The organism is Gloeomargarita sp. SKYB120, from assembly GCA_025062155.1.
GTDB lineage: Bacteria > Cyanobacteriota > Cyanobacteriia > Gloeomargaritales > Gloeomargaritaceae > Gloeomargarita.
In genome coordinates this window covers 60,868-80,218 of sequence record JANXAM010000007.1, presented here as the reverse complement: position 1 = coordinate 80,218, position 19,351 = coordinate 60,868, and the positions used below count along the sequence as shown (strand labels likewise).

18 protein-coding genes are annotated in these 19,351 nt (G+C 58.4%); 10 read left to right on the top strand and 8 right to left on the bottom strand.

Annotation, left to right across the window (positions count from 1 at the left end):
* Window positions 1–216: 216 nt before the first annotated feature.
* From lepB to NZ705_04465, 5 genes are read right to left on the bottom strand one after another with little or no spacing between them, the layout of a single operon-like run.
* A complete protein-coding gene (lepB, locus tag NZ705_04485; protein ID MCS7292216.1) occupies window positions 217–801 on the bottom strand; it encodes a signal peptidase I in 585 nt (194 codons plus the stop codon).
* The gene (locus NZ705_04480; GenBank protein MCS7292215.1) at window positions 798–1,106 is read right to left on the bottom strand and encodes a DUF2470 domain-containing protein; all 309 of its coding nucleotides are present in this window, start codon (window positions 1,104–1,106) and stop codon (window positions 798–800) included. The genes lepB and NZ705_04480 overlap by 4 nt, the downstream gene beginning before the upstream one ends.
* 33 nt (window positions 1,107–1,139) lie before the next feature.
* Entirely contained in the window at window positions 1,140–1,982 is an 843-nt protein-coding gene (lpxC, locus tag NZ705_04475; GenBank protein MCS7292214.1) for a UDP-3-O-acyl-N-acetylglucosamine deacetylase, read from the bottom strand.
* Entirely contained in the window at window positions 1,982–3,895 is a 1,914-nt protein-coding gene (locus NZ705_04470; protein ID MCS7292213.1) for a BamA/TamA family outer membrane protein, read from the bottom strand. The genes lpxC and NZ705_04470 overlap by 1 nt, the downstream gene beginning before the upstream one ends.
* Window positions 3,888–4,613, bottom strand: coding sequence for a phosphoribosylaminoimidazolesuccinocarboxamide synthase (locus tag NZ705_04465; protein ID MCS7292212.1), 726 nt, complete (start codon window positions 4,611–4,613; stop codon window positions 3,888–3,890). The genes NZ705_04470 and NZ705_04465 overlap by 8 nt, the downstream gene beginning before the upstream one ends.
* 50 nt (window positions 4,614–4,663) lie before the next feature.
* Here NZ705_04465 and trmH point away from each other — a divergent pair, with 50 nt between their 5' ends.
* The 5 genes from trmH (at window position 4,664) to NZ705_04440 (ending at window position 10,659) form a co-directional block, all read left to right on the top strand.
* Window positions 4,664–5,332, top strand: a complete 669-nt coding sequence (trmH, locus tag NZ705_04460; GenBank protein ID MCS7292211.1) for a tRNA (guanosine(18)-2'-O)-methyltransferase TrmH — start codon at window positions 4,664–4,666, stop codon at window positions 5,330–5,332.
* A 40-nt stretch (window positions 5,333–5,372) separates the two neighbouring features.
* Window positions 5,373–6,812 carry a protein kinase gene (locus tag NZ705_04455; protein ID MCS7292210.1) on the top strand — a complete coding sequence of 480 codons (1,440 nt, stop codon included), beginning with the start codon at window positions 5,373–5,375 and terminating at the stop codon, window positions 6,810–6,812.
* Window positions 6,809–9,031: a phosphoribosylformylglycinamidine synthase subunit PurL gene (gene purL / locus NZ705_04450; GenBank protein MCS7292209.1), complete on the top strand. Its 2,223-nt coding sequence runs from the start codon at window positions 6,809–6,811 to the stop codon at window positions 9,029–9,031. Before NZ705_04455 ends, purL begins: the two co-directional genes overlap by 4 nt.
* Window positions 9,032–9,250: 219 nt before the next feature.
* The gene (locus tag NZ705_04445; protein MCS7292208.1) at window positions 9,251–9,517 is read left to right on the top strand and encodes a Uma2 family endonuclease; all 267 of its coding nucleotides are present in this window, start codon (window positions 9,251–9,253) and stop codon (window positions 9,515–9,517) included.
* A 428-nt stretch (window positions 9,518–9,945) separates the two neighbouring features.
* Window positions 9,946–10,659: a DUF4079 domain-containing protein gene (locus NZ705_04440; protein ID MCS7292207.1), complete on the top strand. Its 714-nt coding sequence runs from the start codon at window positions 9,946–9,948 to the stop codon at window positions 10,657–10,659.
* On the opposite strand, the gene NZ705_04435 is transcribed toward NZ705_04440, so the two are convergent.
* Complete coding sequence (locus NZ705_04435) at window positions 10,656–11,273, bottom strand: exopolysaccharide biosynthesis protein (protein MCS7292206.1); 618 nt, start codon at window positions 11,271–11,273, stop codon at window positions 10,656–10,658. The genes NZ705_04440 and NZ705_04435 overlap by 4 nt on opposite strands.
* 60 nt (window positions 11,274–11,333) lie before the next feature.
* Between NZ705_04435 and NZ705_04430 the strand changes: the two genes are divergently transcribed.
* The 5 genes from NZ705_04430 to NZ705_04410 all read left to right on the top strand — a co-directional run bounded on the left by NZ705_04430 (window position 11,334) and on the right by NZ705_04410 (window position 16,425).
* Window positions 11,334–12,353: an alpha/beta fold hydrolase gene (locus NZ705_04430; GenBank protein MCS7292205.1), complete on the top strand. Its 1,020-nt coding sequence runs from the start codon at window positions 11,334–11,336 to the stop codon at window positions 12,351–12,353.
* A gap of 34 nt (window positions 12,354–12,387) precedes the next feature.
* Window positions 12,388–14,022 (top strand): phosphodiester glycosidase family protein, encoded by a 1,635-nt coding sequence (locus tag NZ705_04425; protein ID MCS7292204.1) that lies wholly within the window; start codon window positions 12,388–12,390, stop codon window positions 14,020–14,022.
* Between the two features lie 38 nt (window positions 14,023–14,060).
* On the top strand, window positions 14,061–14,960 hold the full coding sequence (locus NZ705_04420) for a hypothetical protein (protein MCS7292203.1): 900 nt from the start codon (window positions 14,061–14,063) through the stop codon (window positions 14,958–14,960).
* Between the two features lie 65 nt (window positions 14,961–15,025).
* Entirely contained in the window at window positions 15,026–15,946 is a 921-nt protein-coding gene (locus tag NZ705_04415) for a polyprenyl synthetase family protein (GenBank protein MCS7292202.1), read from the top strand.
* A gap of 29 nt (window positions 15,947–15,975) precedes the next feature.
* The gene (locus tag NZ705_04410; GenBank protein MCS7292201.1) at window positions 15,976–16,425 is read left to right on the top strand and encodes a divergent PAP2 family protein; all 450 of its coding nucleotides are present in this window, start codon (window positions 15,976–15,978) and stop codon (window positions 16,423–16,425) included.
* A gap of 3 nt (window positions 16,426–16,428) precedes the next feature.
* Here the strand turns inward: NZ705_04410 and NZ705_04405 are convergent, their stop codons facing one another.
* Window positions 16,429–17,148, bottom strand: a complete 720-nt coding sequence (locus NZ705_04405) for a MarC family NAAT transporter (GenBank protein MCS7292200.1) — start codon at window positions 17,146–17,148, stop codon at window positions 16,429–16,431.
* Between the two features lie 755 nt (window positions 17,149–17,903).
* On the bottom strand, window positions 17,904–19,316 hold the full coding sequence (locus tag NZ705_04400) for a hypothetical protein (protein ID MCS7292199.1): 1,413 nt from the start codon (window positions 19,314–19,316) through the stop codon (window positions 17,904–17,906).
* Between the last annotated feature and the right edge of the window lie 35 nt (window positions 19,317–19,351).

Genomic DNA, 19,351 nt, shown 5'->3' with positions numbered 1-19,351 from the left:
ACAAACTTGCGAAATTTATGACTATGCCCCTTTTGGTAAACAATCACCGGTTTCAGAGTAACGTGCGATATCTCACTTCGACTAGTTTTGCACTCCCTACGACCGCTTCAATGGCTTTCTGACGCAGATCCGTGCTGTAAGGCACAGACATTGCTCCGTAACCCATCAGCCTTATTCTACGTCAGACTGAATGTTTTTAGCCGTACTGCACAAGTCTTACACAAGTCTTGATATATGCCGTACTTCTCCGCTCCCAGGAAACTTTGCATAGACCTGTAGCGGCCAGGGCCAAAACCGCACCCACGCGCGCCCGCGAATCAACCGCTGGTCCAGAAAACCCCACACATGGGAATCATTGCTGGCGTTGCGATTGTCCCCCAGTACAAACAAATAACCCTCTGGCACCACCGCCGGCCCCCAATCGTAATTCGGCGCTTGCGCAACGTAGGGTTCTTCCAGCGGCACCCCATTGACCCACACCTGTCCCTGGCGGATTTCCACTGTCTCTCCCGGCAGAGCCACCACCCGTTTGATCAGTACATCATCCGGACGATAACCCTGGAGCAGTAATGCCGGCGGCGGTGAAAACACCACGATATCCCCCCGTTGCCAATCCCGCCAAAAATGGGAGATCTTTTCGACGACCAGCCGGTCCCCCAACTGCAACGTGGGCAACATCGAACCTGATGGGATATAGCGGGGTTCCGCCACACCCCACCGCAGCAGCAGAGCTAGACCTACCGCCAACGCCAGGGTCGGGACTGTCTGCGCTAGCCATGTCCGCCAACGTGCCCAATTCATTGGGAAGCCAACCGTTGCCGCGCCTGTTCTACCAGTTGCACCAGACAGTGATGGGCCGCCTTCGGGCCGCTCAAAGGCTCAGGAAATTCAATCCGAATGGCCTTGGGGGTATCGCCTTCCCACACCTGCAAGTCCATCCCCCTGCAATCGATCGCTTCCATCGTCGCCGCTGTTGCTCCCACCATGCCCGCCAACCCTTGGGCGTAGAGCAGGACGGCATCAGGGTGGTCCCTGTTCATATGGCGGCAGATACGCGCACTCACCTCCGCCGGAAAACTCGCATCAGATGGCAACGCTCCGCTCATGGGATTGGTTATGGGAATTCCTATTGACCGGACTCATGGGGTAGCTGACAGGGACCCACACCGCTCCATTGTACTGGGCGTTTGTCCTGTCGTCCACAGCTTAGCCGCCAGTTGGAGGTGCAGGCGATGCCCCGCTTTGTAAGCCAGGTAATGACCACGCGGTAAGGTTCCCAGCAACGCCAAATCCCCCAAAAAGTCCAGCAGTTTGTGGCGGGCGGGTTCGTCGGGAAACCGCAGGGGAGGATTCAGCCAACCCCGCTTGCGGTCGCACACCAGCGCATTGGCCAAACTGCCGCCGCGAATCAATCCCTGCGCCCGCCAGTGCGCGACTTGATCAGCTAAGCCAAACGTCCGCGCTGGTGCAATCGCCGTCGCAAAGGGTTCTTGAGCCGGAACCCACGTCACCCACTGCCGGCCAATGGCCGGGTAGTCGGGAAAATCAATCCCACAGGTGAATAACAACTGTTCCGAGGGCAGAGCCGCCACAAATCGGTCCCCCTCGACCACCACAACAGGTTCTCTAATCATTCCCCTGACGGTCGGTTGGCCCGTTCCCCAGCTCTGCAACTGCTCCACCCAGGGTTGCGCCGAGCCGTCGAGCAGGGGGATTTCGTCGCCCGTCACGTGAATCGCCACATCGTCAATTCCCAACCCCACCAGGGCGGCCAGCAGATGTTCTACTGTATGGATTTTGTCCATCCCTTGGGCCAAGGTCGTGCAGAGCGCACTGGGTTGTACAGCATGAACATGGGCCAGCATTGGACGGTTCTCCCGGTAAAACACCCGCCCTGTCCCTGGCGGTGCCGGTTCTAGGGTGACCGCAGTGACCTGTCCCGTGTGCAACCCAACGCCCGCGAGGGTCACCTGTCCCATCATCAAAAGCGTTCCCCGACCCCAAAGGTAATTTGGTTGCCGCCCCGGTCGTTCCAACCGAAATCAATCCGCAAGTTGCCTAGGAAGGGGGCTGCTAGCCGGATGCCAATTCCATAACCCAGCCCTTGACCTGGTTTACCGCGAATCCCGCCTGGGTTGCCTGGCACGTCATCTTGACTCCCCAGCGTCGTCCCGTAATCCACAAACAAGGCCCCGCGCACGATGTTGAAGATGGGGAAACGATACTCCGCTGTGGCCTGAAGGAAACTGCGGCCCGTCCCGAGTTCACCTTCACCCCAGCCGCGCACGGAGTCGGTTCCGCCCAAGCTGAAAGCCTCGTAGGGCGCCATCCGGCCTAGGATAGTTCCAGCTTGGACGTTGAACGCCAACACTTCTGGCTGGTCCGGCCGGAACTGCAACAGTTTCACCGGGAAGTAATGGCTATAGCTGGCCCGCAGGCGACTTTGGGAAATGCTGCCCGAGCCGACCGGAAGGGCCTGGCTGTAGCCCAAACGGAGAACCCACCCCCGCGTTGGGTCGGTCGGATTGTCCCGCTCGTCCTTGGTCGCCCCTAAATTCACCTGCAACAGGTCGTCAATCCCACTGCGGCTGGCCGCCAGGAAGTTCCCCAATGCATCCACCGGCGAGATCCGGTTATCTCCATCCACAATGGACACCCGCTGGTAGCTCAGCCCGACCGTGCCCCGCCAATTTCCTGGAAACGGGCGACTGAAATCAATAATTGCCCCCAACCGGTTGATCCGGGGAGTGTCCCCGTTGGGCAAATCCACCGGCGTCTCCCCACCGCTAAAGATGTAGGAAAACGACCGCCGGTTAAACGCACTGGCTGCCAGGGACAACCGCCCAGGGTCAAAGGCCAGCCACGGGTCTCGAAAATTCACATCAAACAAAATATCCCGCTCCCCGCCCTGGATATTGACGGTCAGGGACTGGAGCCGCCCGCCGAGATTTCGCTCGGAATAGCCCAGCGAACCGAAAAAGCCGGTGGCGGTACTGTAGCCGGCCCCAAAATTAATGGCCCCCGTCCGGGCTTCCACGACAGTCAGCACGATGACGGCCTTGCGGGGGTCGGCCTCGGCGGGTTCCAAATTCAAGCGCACGTCCTCAAAAATCCCCAGCCCAAACAGCGTGCGCAGGTCCTGCTGGGCCTTTTTTTCGTTGAACACGTCGCCGGGTTTTTGCTGCAGCTCGCGTAGGATGACGTAGGGTTTGGTTTTGCCCTTGACCTCCTCATCCTTGGCGTTCAGGTAGCGGATGCGGATATCGGCAATCACCCCTTCGGCCACCTCGAGCGTCACCACGCCCTGCTCGTCCACCTTGGGGGTGCCGATGACCTGTCCCAGCGGGTAGCCGTTTTTCTTGTACCACTCGTTGAGGCGCTGCACCCCCTGCTGCAAACTGCGAAAATTTAACACTTCCCCGTACAGGGGCGTGAAGACCTCGTCCACCACCTGCGGGGGCAAGACCTTGGTCCCTACCAGATTCACCCGCCGGAGCACGGGGTTGGGCTGCACCACGAACCGGATCCGCACCCCCAGCGGTGTGTCCTCTGGCGTGGCCTGCACGCTCTGGAACCAACCAGTGGCAAAGATGGCGTCAATATCCCGTTGCAACTGGCTGCGGGTGGTGGTAAAACCGGGGCGGGTGCGAATCGCGCCATAGACGGCATCCAGCAGTTCACCTTGCGCTCCCTCCACCAAAACCTCTGCAACGAGAACCCGAGGCTCAGGTTCCGCCGGTTGGGCTTGGGCCATGGAGCCGACACGCTGGGGCTGCTGCACGGTTGTTTCCGCCCTGGCCGCCAGGGGAAGCATCGTCACCAGTACCGTCGCCAGGATTGCTGTCAGCATGTCGGAGCGCATATCCCACCACACCACAACGGAGCGTTTATCCATGGAGCACCTGCTGCGTGACCCGCTCCAGCACTAGCCGGTACGCCGGTTCCACTTCCCCTAGGTCGTAGCGGAAGCGGTCTTTGTCCAGTACGCGCCGCGCTGGGTCGGTTTCGTCCGCCAACCAGAGGCGACAGGTATCTGGGCTGATCTCATCGGCCAGAAGGATTCGCCCTTGCCCGTCTTGACCGAACTCCAGTTTGAAGTCTACCAGCAAGATGCCGCATTCCGCAAAAAAGGGACGTAAATGGGTGTTGACCTGTTCCGCTAGGTGGGTGATGGTCTGTACCTGCGCCGGCGTCGCTAGTTGGAGCAACTGCAGCCGGTCCGGAGTCAACAGGGGGTCGCCCAGCGCGTCGTTTTTGTAGTAGAACTCCACCAGGGGGGGGTGCAATTCCAGGCCCAGGGGCAATCCCGTTTCGCGACACAAGCTGCCCGCCGCCCGATTGCGCACCACCACCTCCAGGAGAAACATCTGCAACGCCTGGACCTCCATCACGTCCGGCGCGACCTGGGCCAGGAAATGGGTGGGGACGCCCCGCCGTTCCAGGAATTGGAACAGGTAGCTGCTGATGGTGCAGTTGACCTCCCCCTTGCCGCGAATCTGGCCCTTTTTCTGGGCGTTGAAGGCGGTGGCGTCGTCTTTGAAGTGCATCCGCAGCACGCCGGGACGGTCAGTAGGGGTGAGAACTTTCGCTTTCCCTGCGTAAGTGGTGAACACGGCTGGGGTCTCCCGTCTTTTCTCCAGTGTAAAGCCTAGAATAGAACCCGATGACCGAGCGTCGTTGGCAACGGATTTTGCAGGTGCTGAGCCGGCGGCAACCGGATTTGACGGTGCTGGCGGAGGCGGTCCATAAACCCCACAACTTAAGTGCTATCTTGCGCAGTTGCGATGCGGTGGGCATTGGTTGCGTCCATGCTGTGAACCCCACCGGCGGCGTGCCGACCTACAGCGAAACCAGCGCCAGCGCGGACAAGTGGGTGGAACTGGTGGTGCATCCCACGCTGGAGGCGGCCATTGCTCATCTGCGCGCCCAAAACCTGCAACTGCTGGCGGCCCATCTCTCCTCAACAGCGCTGGACTACCGGGAGGTGGACTACACGCGACCGACAGGCATTATTGTCGGCAATGAAAAATCGGGAGTGAGCGAGACAGCGGCAGCCCTGGCCGACCACCACATCCAGATTCCGATGCTGGGGATGGTGCCGTCGTTGAACGTGTCCGTGGCGACAGCGGTGATTCTGTTTGAGGCCCAGCGCCAGCGTCTCCAGGCGGGTTTGTACGCTCAGCCCCGCCTCAGTCCTGAACAAATGGCCCGCCAAGCCTTCGCCTGGCTTTATCCCGAAGAAGCGGCCCAGTACCAGCAAACCGGCCAGCCCTTTCCCGACCTGGACACCTTGCGGGCGCGGGTGGTGGGGGTTTCGCCTGCGCCGCCCTGAGCATCTAGCTATAATGAAGGCGATTGCCAGGGGTAAGCCTGTGACTTCTATAGACGCTTTTTGCACGCGTCCGGTGTGCCCGCAACCCCAGCACACGTTGCATGCTGTTAGCCGCGAAGCGCTGTTGGAATTGCCCTGTCCAACCTGCGGGATGCCCCTGGTGCTGTTGGGACGCTACGTACCGCAACGACTGCTGGCCCAGGGAGGCTTTGGCCGGACCTACCTGGCACGGGATCTATACACACCGGCGCAGCGCCTGTGCGTGGTGAAACAGTTGCGGACGGCCCGCTTTAGCCCTGAAGAGCTGGTCACCGCCCAGCGGCTTTTTCACCGGGAGGCGGAGGTGTTGGAGGCGCTGGGCACTCACCCGCAAATCCCCTACCTGTTTGCTTCCTTTGATCTAACGGTGCAGTCGGCCAACGGTCAGTACGACGAGGAGTATTTCTACTTGGTGCAGGAGTATATTCCGGGGGAGGATTTGCACAGGGTGTTACAGCGCCAAGGCCGGTTGAGCGAACCGGAGGTGACGGACATCCTACGGTCGCTGCTGGGGATTTTGACATTTATTCACAGCCAAGGGGTGGTGCATCGGGACATCAAACCAGCCAACATCATGCGCCACGAAAACGGCACGCTGTACCTGCTGGATTTCGGCGCGGTGAAGCAAGTGGTGCAGGGACCGCTACACGACTCCCAGGCCGACCTGACCACCATTGGCAGCCTGATTTATGCGCCGCCGGAGCAGATGTACGGGTTCCAGGCAACGCCCGCTTCTGATATTTATGCCCTCGGGGTGACCTGCGTGGTGTTACTGACGGGCTGTTCGCCCCCGCAACTGATTGACCCAGCGCAGCTGCGGTGGCAATGGCGAGGGTTCACCACGGTCGGCGATGGGTTGGCCCGCATCCTCGACCGGATGTTGTGCCCGAACCTGCAGGAGCGCTACCCCGATGCCACAACGGTCCTGCGAGATATGGAGGCGTTTGCGGCAACCAGCACGCTCACCCTACCTGAATTCGACGAGGCGGCTCTCCTCGAGCAACTGCAGGGCGAAGGGGGATTAGAACTCCGCGACCGGCGCTACTTCCTGCGCATCTATCCGCGTTGTTTTGCCGGGTCGGAGCTGATGACCCAGCGGGGCCTGGCACGGCAGCAGGCGATTCAAGTGGGACAAACGCTGGTGGCCCGCAACCTGATTCGCGCCGTCACCGACGACCAGTCCTTTCAGGATGGCTATGTCCTGTACCGCTTTTGTACTGATGAAAGCGCCGACGATGCACCCCAGCCGGTCGAGCGGTTGATGAGCTACCGAGGGCAGGCGTACCGGCCTGCGGAGCGGGTGGTCCAGTCGGTGGAATTGACGGGCCAGTTCCGCTACCGAGGACGCACCTACGAAACCGGTGCCCTGGATACCCCAGGCAAGGACGTCTCCCAAACCTACACCTACCGGGGGCGGGTGTATCACCGGGAAACGCCATGACGGAGCTGACGCCCCAGGAATACGCCCTGGTGTGTGCAAAATTGGGCCGGGCGCCCAACCCCCTGGAGCGGGGGATGTTCGGGGTCATGTGGTCGGAGCACTGTTGCTATAAAAATTCCAAACCCCTGTTGCGGCAGTTTCCCACGCAAGGGCCGCACGTTGTGGTTGGGCCAGGCGAAAATGCCGGCGTGGTGGACGTGGGGGGTGTGTACCTGGCCTTCAAGGTAGAGTCCCATAACCATCCCTCGGCGGTGGAACCCTTCCAGGGCGCAGCGACGGGCGTAGGCGGCATTCTGCGAGATATTTTTACGCTGGGGGCGCGGCCAATCGCCCTGCTCAACTCCCTGCGGTTTGGCCCGTTGGAGGAGCCCCGCAGTCGAGCCTTGCTGACCGGTGTGGTGGCGGGCATCAGTCACTACGGCAATTGCGTCGGCGTACCGACGGTAGGAGGTGAGCTGTATGTGGACCCTGTCTATCGGGACAATCCGCTGGTCAACGTCATGGCGTTGGGGGTTTTGCATCAACCTCAGGTCATGCCGTCGGCAGCGCAGGGCATTGGCAATCCGGTGGTGTACGTCGGTGCGACGACTGGACGGGATGGGATTGGCGGAGCTAGTTTTGCCAGCGCTGAACTGGGGGAAGACACGCAAGCGCAGCGACCGGCAGTACAGGTGGGCGACCCCTTTTTAGAAAAATGCCTGATCGAAGCCTGTTTGGAGGCCTTTGCCACGGGAGCGGTGGTGGCCTGCCAGGACCTGGGGGCAGCGGGATTGACCTGTGCCACGGCAGAAATGGCAGCCAAGGGCAAGGTTGGGATTCGTCTCAACCTGGACGCGGTACCCGTGCGGGAGACGGGGATGCAACCCTGGGAGCTGATGCTGTCGGAGTCCCAGGAGCGCATGCTGCTGGTGGTGGAGCGAGGCCGGGAAGCAGACGTTTTGCCTATCTTTCGGCGCTGGGGACTGACGGCGGCGGTGGTGGGTGAAGTAATCGCAACGCCCGACGTACAGGTTTTTTATCAGGGAGAACTTGTGGCCCAAGTCCCTGCTGCGGCGCTGGCGATAGATACGCCTGTTTACGAGCGGGACCTCTTGCCCGAACCACCCCCTGCGGTGCAACGCCATTGGGCTTGGTCGGCGGAAACCTTGCCGGCGGCGACGGTGCAGGGTATAGGCGGACGCGCTTGGAATGCAGTGCTGCTTGCCCTGCTAGACCAGCCCAACCTGGGGAGCAAGCGCTGGATTTACCGCCAGTACGACCACCAGGTGCAAAACAACACAGTGGTCTTGCCGGGGATGGCCGATGCCGCCGTGATCCGGGTGCAAGGACGCCTAGGAGTCGCAGCGACGATGGACGGCAACGGGCGATGGGTCTGGCTCGACCCCGAACGGGGGGCTATGGCAATCGTGGCGGAAGCGGCGCGGAACCTGTCCTGTGTGGGGGCCGAACCCCTAGCTGTCACTGACAATTTGAATTTTGGGTCACCGGAAAAGCCGGAGATTTACTGGCAGTTGGCGCTGGCGTGTCGTGGGTTGGCTCAGGCCTGCCGGGAACTGGAGACGCCCGTAACCGGAGGCAATGTCTCCCTATACAACGAAACCCAGGGGCAAGCGATTTACCCGACGCCGGTGGTGGGCATGGTGGGGCGCGTCGCCGACATCCGCCGGTGCTGTACGATGCAGTGGGTGCCTGGTCATTATCTCTACCTTCTGGGCGTGCCCTGGGGCCAGGCAACCGGCGGCTTAGGTGGTTCAGAGTACCTGGCGGCGATTCACGGGTTGGTAACGGGGCGCCCGCCGGCGGTGGATTGGGCGCGGGAAAAACGGGTGCAGGCGGCCTGTCGGCACGGGATTGCCCAAGGGTGGATAACGGCGGCCCACGATGTGAGCGATGGTGGCGTTGTCATCGCCCTAGCGGAAATGGCGATTGCCGGTGGCTGTGGCGTCCAAATCACGGTCAAGCCACCCCTTGCGGTGCGGTGGGATGAGTTTTTCTTTGAAGAAGGTGGGAGTCGCATCTGGGTGACGATTGCACCTGACGCTCAGCCTGCTTGGGAGACTTACTTACGGGAACACTTGCCCAACGAATGGGGCTTTTGGGGTGTTATTGGCGGTGAGGCGCTGGTGATCCGGACAGAGACGCAGCGACTGATAGACCTGCCTGTGACGCTGTTGCACCAGACCTGGGCACAGGCTCTACCGCGACGTTTGCAGCTATAGCGAAGCCTGGTCGTTCACAACGCAAGGGGTCTTTGACCTAACCGGCCCTATGCTAGCTTAGGGGAGCGACCATGCCATCTGCGGGTAGTGTTGTGCAAATTGCTCAGCGGGTTGAGCGGGTGCCACCTTTTCCCGTAGCGAGTTTGAACGGCGTTATGCGGCGGTGCTGAGCGTCAAAGCCGAGTTGATTGAAGGGGTAGTGTACATGGCGTCGCCCCTGTGGGGAACCCCACAGCCATATGGTTAGTCTCTTGTGAACCTAGCAAAGTAGCAACTCCTGGTGTCGTTCTAGCCGTTGAACCTATAGTGCGGTTGGATGAGCGCAATGAAGTGCAACCCGATGTGGTTTTATTGGTTCCTGGTCGCCAAGCCACAATTAGCGCCGATGATTTTATCGAAGGGGCGCCGGAGTTCGTGGTCGAAATTGCCGCCAGCAGTGCTGCAATTGACTTGTACGAGAAAAAACAGGCCTATGCCCGCAATTAAGTTCAAGATTATATCGTCTGGCGGACCCTAGACCAGGAGAGCGATTGGTTCATCCTGGATGCAGGTGAATATCAACGGCAAGAACCGGATAGCCAGGGCGTACTCAAAAGCCGGATTTTCCCTGACCTGTGGCTCGATAGCATAGCACTTTTGCAGGTGTTGCAAATGGGATTATAGCTAAGCCATCTATGGTTGTCAGCCCTTGAGTCCCGGAGCACGGCCCCGCCTTTGGGTTTCCTCTCCTCTTTCTGACAAACTAAAGCAGCTTAGCTATAACATCCGTGCGGGGTGGCTGAGTTGACGTCAGATCTTGAGTGTGACCTGGGAATACAAGAGCGCTTCCCCTGCAGGTCAGTCATCCTGAACCCTGGATATAATGCGGGTAAACCCCAAGTCTTGCACCAGCGTATTGCAGTCGCTCGAACCCTATGAAACTCCTTGACTGGTTGCGTCTTGTCCACCCCACGCTGGCGGTGGTGCTGGTATTTCCCTTGGTGGGGATGGTGACCCACTTGGCCTGGCAAACCTGGCAACGACGCCGACAAGTCCAGCAGGGCCATGAAAGCAAAATTCCACCAGTGGTAGGGCCGGAACACGCTCGGTTGGGACGGTGGTTGACGGGAACGGTGGTAGGCGTCACGTTGGCCGGCATTATGATTCCCATTGGCCGCCACATTGTTAAGAACAACATCTGGACGAAAAACCCAACCCAAGTGATTTTAATCGGGCTGTTTTTCATTGCTACAGTGGCGGCCTTCGTAGCGCTTTATCATGCCCAAAAACGGGTCTGGCGGGCGGTGTTTGCTACGTTAACGGGAGTGGGATTGGTGGTTTTAGGTGCGCAAGACGGCGTGTGGCGACGCGGGTTTGAATGGTGGGTGTCCCACTATTACTACGGGTTGACGGCGGCGTTGTTGATGATTTTCTCCCTAGCCATCTTGCCGGATATTTATCAAGACCGGACGAATACCTGGCGCAAGATTCATGTGACATTGAATTGCTTGGCGTTGCTGCTATTTATCGGCCAGGGGTTGACCGGGACGCGCGATTTACTGGAAATTCCCCTGAGCTGGCAAGAACCGGCGATTTATTCCTGTGATTTCCAGAACTTGACCTGCCCCCAAGCGAAGCCCCAACCCTAGCGGGCTATCAGGGATTTCACCCATTCGATGAGATTGCTGCCCCCAAACCACAGGGCGTACAGGATTGACGTGGTGATAGCGCCGCCAATTAGAGAAATCAGCGAGCCAACCAGACAAAACACGCCATCGCCTTCAATAAGGCCTAGCCCGATACAGAAAATGCCCATCGCTGGAATCGTATTAGTGCCGGGCAAAGGAATAATCATGGACACGCCCATCAGAGCAACAAGCCACCCCAACACCCAATGACCGCGTTTAGGGATGACGCCCCAGCGAGGACAGGTCAGGCGTTCTAAGCGCTGCAACCAGGGGATGCCGGTCTCAACCCAGCGGGTCCAGTTGTGCCAGGTGATTTGCCGGCGCAATAGCCAGGGGGGGAGCCAGGGAATCGTCCGCCCTGCCAGCCACTGCACAGCTAAGATGAGAATCAACGCGCCGAAGGGAGTGGAATAGCCGGGCGCTGGTAGGGGCAGCGCTGACGGAAACGAGAGGATGGCAAATAACATGCCCCACGAACTTTCGCCGGTGTAGGCCAGGATGTCCCGTACCGTAATGGCGGCAGGGGGGTCGGGTTGCCTTAACCAGTCCTGCAATTTGACGGATAATCGGGGCATCGTATCGAAATACGCGGTTCCCCCACTCATTTTATGGGCAAGGGAAGCTGGAAAGCGCCTATGTTTATTCCGCCCTGGTGGCTGCGCGATGGCTGGGCCATGACGATTTTCACAGCCCTAGCGTCAGGATGGCTCACGCCCCGACTTGCCTACCGGGAACACGTGTTTACGGGCGATGGGGGTGTACCGCTGTTTGGTCTGTGGGCAAAGCCAACCCAGGCGAAGGGAACGCTGGTTGCCACCTACGGCATGATTGGGGATTTGCGTCAACCGGGTTTTTTGCACTGGCTGGCCTATCGCGCTGTGCAACGGGGGTATGCCGTGCTGTTGTTCGATAGCCGGGGACAGGGGAAAACGGGATGGCTGTCGCCCGCTTTGCCGTCGGATGGCCTTCAGGAAGGGTATGACTTTCTGGCGTTGGCCACCGCGGCCCAAGGTCTGGGTTGTCCACCGCCCTACTGGTTTGTGGGTTACTCGCTAGGGGGGCAACTGGCCCTATGGGCGGGCTGGGCGGCGATGCAAGCAAGCCGTCCCTTGCCAAGGGAATCCATCGGGGGAATTGTCGCCGTTTGCCCCAATCTGGATGCACACCGCTCGTTGCAGCACTTGAGACAACAGCCCCTAGGACGCTTGGTGGAACAGTTGCTTACCCAGGAACTGAAACGCAAGGCGCTGCGATTGCACCAAGCCCATCCCCAGGCCATCAGCCGCCAGGCAATTGACCGCATCACTAGCATTTGGACGTTTGACCAGGAGTTGGTGGTCCCGCGCCTGGGGTTCCAAACGGTTGCTGATTACTACGCCGCTAGCAGTCCCCTGCAGTTTCTCGACCAATTGACCATCCCTACGCTCGTGCTCTACAGCCGGGATGACCCGTTGTTTGCGCCGGAGATTCTGCCTGAGTTGGAACAGGCGGCGGCTGCCAATCCAGCGCTGGACCTGGTGCTGACGGACGATGGCGGTCATGTGGGCTACTACAGCAGTTGGCTAGGGCAATGGCTGGCAAACGACCCGGACCCTTGGTGGGCCTGGCATCGGGTCCTAGATTGGTGTGATGGGCAACTTCTAGCGCGTCCGTAACATCATCTCCTGTAGCGAACTTGGAAGAGTAGTGATGTGGGCGCAAGTACCGTTACCGGTTCCCCAACCCGCGCCGCTGGAACAACGGCTGAGCTGGAATGGGGAAACCTGGGTGGGAGCGTGGCGACAATGGCGGGATGCCCAAGGACGGCTGCGTTTCGCCATCAGCGACCAGGATTTGACCCAGCGGTTGGGGATGCGCCTGCGGTCCAATCGCCGTCCCCAGGAACAGGCGGTGGTCTGGTTCAGTCCCGTACAAAACTTGGCGGTGTCCTGGCATCCCCAATTCACGCGGCGCTACCTGGATGTGACGGACTTGTTCGCCGCCGTCGGTTGGCAAGTGCAGGTGCAGGGCAATCAACTGACCATCACTGCGCCAGTAGCCCAAATTCAAGGCATTCGCCAGAGCGCCCGTCGCACGGTAGTGGATGTGGATAGACCGGTTCCCTACCAAGTGCAGACGTTGGGGCAACGGACGGTTGTGCGGATTTTAGCGCCCGGTCGGAGTGAATTGCGCCAGCAAGTTGCCGATGTGCAGTTCAGCGACCGCGCCACCGTTTTGACCTTTGACCAGCCGATGCAGGCGACGACCTTGCCAGACCCGCCCCGTGTGGTGATTGAACCCCGCACCCCAGAGAACCTCGACATCCAGTGGGCCAGTGGCTTGCGGTGGCGACAGGGGCAAGTGCAGGGCTTTCCCGTCACCTGGCTAGAAATTGACCCCCAGCAGTACACCATGCGACCGGTGTGGGATAGCACACAGGGGCAACCGGGACTCGCGGCATTACCGGCTTTGGTTCAACAGGCGCAGGGCGTCGCCGCCATCAACGGGGGATTTTTCAACCGGCAGACCCAGTTACCCCTAGGAGCCATCCGGGTCGAAGGGCAATGGTACAGCAGTCCCATCCTGCAGCGGGGGATAGCGGCTTGGAACGACCGGGGACAGATGGTGTTTGGCCGGGCGCAACTCCAGGAACAGGTACGGGTCAATCAAGAAACGCCATTGGTGTTACAAGCGCTCAACTCTGGCTTTGTGCAGCGGGGTGTCGCGCGGTACACGGCTCACTGGGGCGCTTACTACACGCCGCTCACGCCCAACGAAACAGTGATTCGCATCGAACAAGACCGGGTGGTGGGTGTGGTCACCGGCGAGCTGATTCCTATCCCCTTGAATGGTTACCTGCTGGTGGGACGGGGCCTGAATGGGTTAGACCGACAGTTTCCTGCAGGTGCGACGGTGCAACTGCGCCAGCAATTGACGCCCTCCCTCTTGCAAAACTATCCCCACGCCCTAGGAGCCGGGCCGTTGTTACTCCAGCGGGGACAGGTGGTGCTCAATGCTGAACAGGAACAATTTCAACCCTTTTTCATCCGGCAAAGAGCGCCCCGCAGTGGCTTAGCCGTGAATCGCCAGGGCCGGTGGTTGTGGGTGACGGTTAGCGGCAGCGAGCAGGCGCAACAAGGTCCCACCTTGACAGAATGGACGCGCATTTTGCAAGAACTGGGGGCAGTCTCGGCGTTGAATTTAGACGGCGGCAGTTCCACCGGCTTGGTGCTGGGGGGTCAAGTGCTGGTCAACGGTGGCCGTATCCACAACGCGCTGGTATTGCGTCGTATCACACCCCAACCCAGTCAACCGTCACCCAATGACCTCCGAACTAGGAAATAAGCTAAGGAGTTAGGTAGATGTAGTGATTCACCTGTCCTATGGTTCGGCGCAGAAATTCGGCGGATTTAGTCTTCACGTGGCGCGGTTCGGTGTTGCCGAATGTCTTGCCACGGGTTCTCTTCTACAGCCTTCTGGCCTGGGTCGTTGTCCTAATTCATACCTATATTTTTAAACTACCCCCCTTTCACCTGGCGACCTTAGCGACAGAGGTAGTAGTGGGGTCACTGTTAATCTTCCGTACGAACACAGCCTACGACCGGTTTTGGGAAGGACGCAAAGCCTGGGGAACCGTAGTCAATGCGTCACGGAACCTGGCGCGACAATTACTCATCATGGTGGATGAACAGACGTCCCTTGACCGGCTGAAGAAGGAAGAAGTATTACGTTTGGTTGTTGCCTACACTATTGCTTTGAAAAAGCACTTACGAGGACAATCGGCGTTGCAGGAGCTGCGCAAGTGGGTTAGCCGTGACCGGTTAGTCCTGCTGAGCAACACGAAACACCAACCTTTAACCATTGCCTTCTGGATTAGTGACTACCTGCGCTGGCAGTTTCAGCAACAGCGCTTGACCCCTCACCAGTTCACTAGCCTGGAGCGATTATTGTCAGAGTTAGTCGATGTCACCGGCGTTTGCGAGCGTATTCTCAGCACTCCACAACCTTTGGCATACTCAGTGCATTTACGCCACATCCTCATCCTATACTGCTTGTCCTTTCCGTTTCGGCTAGTATCCCAACTCGGTTGGGGAGTGATCCCAGCGACGGCCATTGCAGCGTTTGTGGTACTGGGCATAGAAGAAATTGCCCTTGAAATCGAGAATCCTTTCGGAACTGACCCTAACGACCTGCCGCTAGATTACATTTGCCGCGATATTGAGCAGGACATAGAAGAGTTGATGGAGCTTGACAGCTTCCATCAGGTGACCGTTGTTGCCTAATGATGTCCTCCTAGTCCAGCGCCCCCTTCATCAGTTACGATCAGGGCAAACGTTGTGGGTTGGTTATGAGTCAAGCGACGGGTGTGAGTGCCAAGCGTGCCGAATTTGACCTATCGGCGTACTTGAAGGAGCGGCAACAGTGGATTGAAGAAGCGTTGTCGGCGGCCATACCCGTGCGTTACCCCGAACGGATTTACGAGGCGATGCGCTACTCGCTACTGGGGAGCGGCAAACGGTTGCGTCCCATCCTGTGTCTTGCCAGTTGTGAATTGGCGGGGGGCACGGTGGAAATGGCCATGCCGACTGCCTGTGCGCTGGAGATGGTTCACACCATGTCCCTGATCCACGACGACCTGCCAGCGATGGATAACGACGACTACCGGCGGGGCCGCTTGACCAACCACAAAATCTACGGGGAAGCCATCGCCATTCTCTCGGGGGATGGATTGCTGGCCTATGCGTTTGAGTGGCTCGTACGACAGACGCGGGGAGTGCCCGCCGAAGCCGTGTTAGAGGTCGTAGCGCGGTTGGGCCATGCGGTCGCGGCAACTGGGCTAGTTGGGGGCCAAGTCGTAGATTTGGAGTCGGAAGGCAAAACCGATGTGAGCTTGGAAACCCTGCATTTTATCCACACCCATAAAACCGGCGCGTTGTTGGAAATTTCAGTGGTCTCCGGCGCAATTTTAGCCGGCGCTGGGCAAGATCTCATTGATGCGCTAACCGACTACGCCCAGAAGATTGGTTTAGCGTTTCAAATTGTGGACGATATTTTGGACATCACCGGCACTACCGAAGAACTGGGGAAAACCACTGGCAAAGACCAAAAAGCTCGCAAAGTGACCTATCCCAGCCTGTGGGGCCTGGAAGAATCCCGTCGCCAAGCCGAACAACTGGTTTATGAAGCCAAAAACCGGTTAGACCCCTGGGGAGACAAGGCGATTCCTCTGCAAGCGCTTGCAGATTTCATCGTCGCCCGCACCCATTAAGATAGAAGGCAAAGGCGGGAGCAACGGCCATGGCGGCGTGGAACGGGGTACTGCTGGTAGCACTCCTGGCCTGTGGATTAGCGCAGGCTACGAAATCCCTGATTGCCCTAGTGCAGCAGCGGCAATGGCACCCCAAAACCCTGATTCAATCGGGGGGAATGCCTAGTTCCCATGCAGCGCTAGTGGCCGCTTTAGCTGTGGCCGTTGGTCAGACCTGGGGTTGGAATGGGCCAGAATTTGCTATTGCTGTCGTCGTAGCGCTGATTGTTATGTACGACGCCTCAGGGGTCCGCTTGGCTGCCAGTCGCCATGCTCGCTTGCTCAACCAGATGGTGGACACCCTGCGCCGCGAACACCAGGAGTTTCAAGACCAAAACCGGTTGCACGAACTCCTAGGACATACGCCGGCCCAGGTATTAGCGGGCGGTCTGCTAGGTGTGATGGTTGCGCTGGTGTTGACGCCTTGGTTGCAGGCGTAGGAGTCATAGAGCGGTTTTCAGAATTTCCGTTGTTCCATCGGCAATCAACTGCACAGCAATCGCTAGGATCAGGAACCCAAAAATGCGGTTGATTGCCCCCATTCCCGTTTGCCCCAATCGCTTCATCAAAGGTTCACCGAGCGCCAAACACAAATACAGGATAACGCTAAATAGGAAGATACCCAGAAAACAACTGAGATATTCAGACCAGTAATGGCAGCGTGTGGAAAGGCTAATAATTACCCCAATTGCGCCTGGCCCACTAATGAGCGGCACAGCCATTGGTGTAAAGGAAATATCCTCCTTATCCACTGCCTCTGCATGTTCTTGCACCGTTAGCCGCTGCTGAGAAGTTACCATTTCCCAAGCGGTATGCGCAACAATTAGCCCACCAGCAATTCGCACAACAGCTAGGGAAATTCCAAAGAAGTCTAAAATCAACCTGCCGCTTAGCAAAAATAATGCCAGGATAATAAACACATTGAGAGCTGTTTTTTGCGCCTGACGCAAGCGGTATCGGTGAGTATCATTCGCTGTCAGACTGTAAAAGACAGGGATGGCACCCACTGGATTTGCAATAGGAAATAGGATGGCAACCGTTCCCAATACCCACGATAAAGAAGAAGACATCATTGACGCTATAAACCCTTTAACTCCATCTTGCCATTCATCAGGCCTGGGGCAATAGCTATAGCTAAAAACATTTAGTCTGACGTAGAACAAGGCTAATAGGTTACGGAGCGATGTCTATGCCTTACAGCACAGACTTACGTCAGAAAGCCATTGGAGCGGTCTTGGGGGATTCACATCGGGTATCGCACTTTGCAACGTTGGCTCAAATAATGGTCTGAAACCGGTGATTGCTTACCAAAAGGGGCATAGTCATAAATTTCGCAAGTTTGTCGAAGCAAATTCCAGTCTGACCCAGAAGGAAATGGCGGCTAGTATGACGATTCGTAGGGCGCTTAAAAGACGAGCAAGAGCGGCAAGCATATCTCGAGAAAATGAAGGATGTGAAGTCGGAAGAAGTCGTTTACATAGACCAATCCGGCATTGACCAGCGAGCAGTTTATGAGTATGGCTGGGGTAATTATGGGAAGAAGGCGGGTGGGATATGATGGGTGGTGATTATCTCGGGAGATTCATCGAGCCATTAACCTGGATAGGGAGCTTTAGCTTGGTTGACGGAGTGGTTATGACCAGCGATTGGTCCTAGCAAAAAGATAGTGATGGACAGGCGGCGGTTAGGCAAGTGGTGGAGGCGGCTGGGTGTGAGCTGATATATTTGCCTAGATATTCGCCAGATTTGAACCCGATTGATTGAGCAAAAGGTCCGTAAGTTACAGGTGAGTCCAATCGAAAATCTGCAATCCTTGGTCAATGAAACTATCCGTAGCTTATGTCAAGTTTTGTGATTTTAGCTATGGGAACACCAATCAAGGGGCTTTGCCCTGGGACCTTCATCCACCGCTACAGGACTATCGGTACTCATCGCCGATGAAAGCGCTCAAGCGAGAATAGCGGATCAAGGGTTCCAGGGCCTGGAGGATTGCCGCTCCGTAACTGCGGTGACAGATACGACTATCGAGCAGAGCAACGCGTCCACCCCGTACAGGCGCCACCGCCCGCTGAAGCCGGTCCAGAGTCTGGGGCAACAGATACTCCCGAAACCAGTCTCGCCCTTGCTGCCGGAGGGCTTCCAAACGGGCCGCCACCAGGGGTTGTTCCCGCGATGGAATGGGTAGTAGTGGAATGACCAGCAGGGCGGGCGTCGGCAACCGTTCCTGGTGGGTTTGCCAAAATTGCCAACCGCTGATGAGAATGCCGTTTTCCTCGAGCGCTGTCCGTTCCCGTTGCACCCGCGAGCCGAATTCGGCGGCCAGCATCACGGCTAGTTGGGTTTGCAGGGGTTGTTCATCTACCACAATCACCACTAAACCTGAGGTCTGGGGCAATAGGCGGTACAACTCCTGGCGCAGGGCACTGTAAAACTGGGGGTGGTTGGGAGGCGGTAAATGGCCTGGCGCATACAAATGCAGGACTTCATCCCGCGGGTGGGGACCAAACCGGCAGCGCGTCACCGGCGGCAACGTCACACTGCGTAGAGCCATCCCGAGACCCACCCAGGGCCGTTGGGGCCAGTAAGGTAGCAATTCTGCCAGGGGCCACAGGGGCGAACAGTGACAGGTGAACCGCTCTAGCGACCGTTCCAGCGTCACCCAGCGCACCCAGTCGGGATGACAGGGAGGCCACACCTGCGCCAGCCATGCCTGCTCCGTTTCGGTCAACAACCACTGCTCGTAGGGATTGGGGGGATGACGCAACAGGGATTGGGTCAAGGCCATTTGGGTCTCGCGGATCAGTTCAGCTCGGTGGGGTTGCGCCCAGACCCATTCATCCCACTGCTCCGGCGGCACGTGATGCGTCAATACGGCTTCCGCCCAGGTCTCTAACTCATCTAGACCATCCACGATGGTGGGCAATTCCAGCCAGGGAGATGTTCTGGCCAGCAGGAGTTTCACCCAGTGGTCCGGCGTTACCAGGATCAATCCCTCTGCCGGCTTGCCCTGGACCTGAGGGTAACGGTACAGCGATTTTTGGACGCCCAACCAGGTGTGGAGCCGGGGCAGTTCCACCTGCAACCACCGCTGTTGTACCGCTGGTGGAGCCACCAACATGACCGGACCAGGCCACAGCAGCGCCGCCGCTAGATACCCCAGGCGATAGTGGCCCTGCACACCGGCCAAGCCCCCCACTTCCAGCACCGTACTCGGACCTAGACGCAAGGCGCGTGTGACGAGCCGGGCCAAGGTCAAATGGTGTGGCCAGGCCGGGAGCGGTTGGGTCTGTAACAGGGACCGCAGGCGCTGGTGGACTTCAACTTCTAACATTCCGCTAGAGTGTTTTATGTCCATGCTACTCTGCC

Bases quoted from the DNA above. Each gene is read 5' to 3' on its own strand.
- lepB (MCS7292216.1), bottom strand. From the start codon at position 801: ATGAATTGGGCACGTTGGCGGACATGGCTAGCGCAGACAGTCCCGACC.
- NZ705_04480 (MCS7292215.1), bottom strand. From the start codon at position 1,106: ATGAGCGGAGCGTTGCCATCTGATGCGAGTTTTCCGGCGGAGGTGAGT.
- lpxC (MCS7292214.1), bottom strand. From the start codon at position 1,982: ATGATGGGACAGGTGACCCTCGCGGGCGTTGGGTTGCACACGGGACAG.
- NZ705_04470 (MCS7292213.1), bottom strand. From the start codon at position 3,895: ATGGATAAACGCTCCGTTGTGGTGTGGTGGGATATGCGCTCCGACATG.
- trmH (MCS7292211.1), top strand. From the start codon at position 4,664: ATGACCGAGCGTCGTTGGCAACGGATTTTGCAGGTGCTGAGCCGGCGG.
- purL (MCS7292209.1), top strand. From the start codon at position 6,809: ATGACGGAGCTGACGCCCCAGGAATACGCCCTGGTGTGTGCAAAATTG.
- NZ705_04440 (MCS7292207.1), top strand. From the start codon at position 9,946: ATGAAACTCCTTGACTGGTTGCGTCTTGTCCACCCCACGCTGGCGGTG.
- NZ705_04435 (MCS7292206.1), bottom strand. From the start codon at position 11,273: ATGCCCCGATTATCCGTCAAATTGCAGGACTGGTTAAGGCAACCCGAC.
- NZ705_04430 (MCS7292205.1), top strand. From the start codon at position 11,334: ATGTTTATTCCGCCCTGGTGGCTGCGCGATGGCTGGGCCATGACGATT.
- NZ705_04425 (MCS7292204.1), top strand. From the start codon at position 12,388: ATGTGGGCGCAAGTACCGTTACCGGTTCCCCAACCCGCGCCGCTGGAA.
- NZ705_04420 (MCS7292203.1), top strand. From the start codon at position 14,061: ATGGTTCGGCGCAGAAATTCGGCGGATTTAGTCTTCACGTGGCGCGGT.
- NZ705_04415 (MCS7292202.1), top strand. From the start codon at position 15,026: ATGAGTCAAGCGACGGGTGTGAGTGCCAAGCGTGCCGAATTTGACCTA.
- NZ705_04410 (MCS7292201.1), top strand. From the start codon at position 15,976: ATGGCGGCGTGGAACGGGGTACTGCTGGTAGCACTCCTGGCCTGTGGA.
- NZ705_04400 (MCS7292199.1), bottom strand. From the start codon at position 19,316: ATGTTAGAAGTTGAAGTCCACCAGCGCCTGCGGTCCCTGTTACAGACC.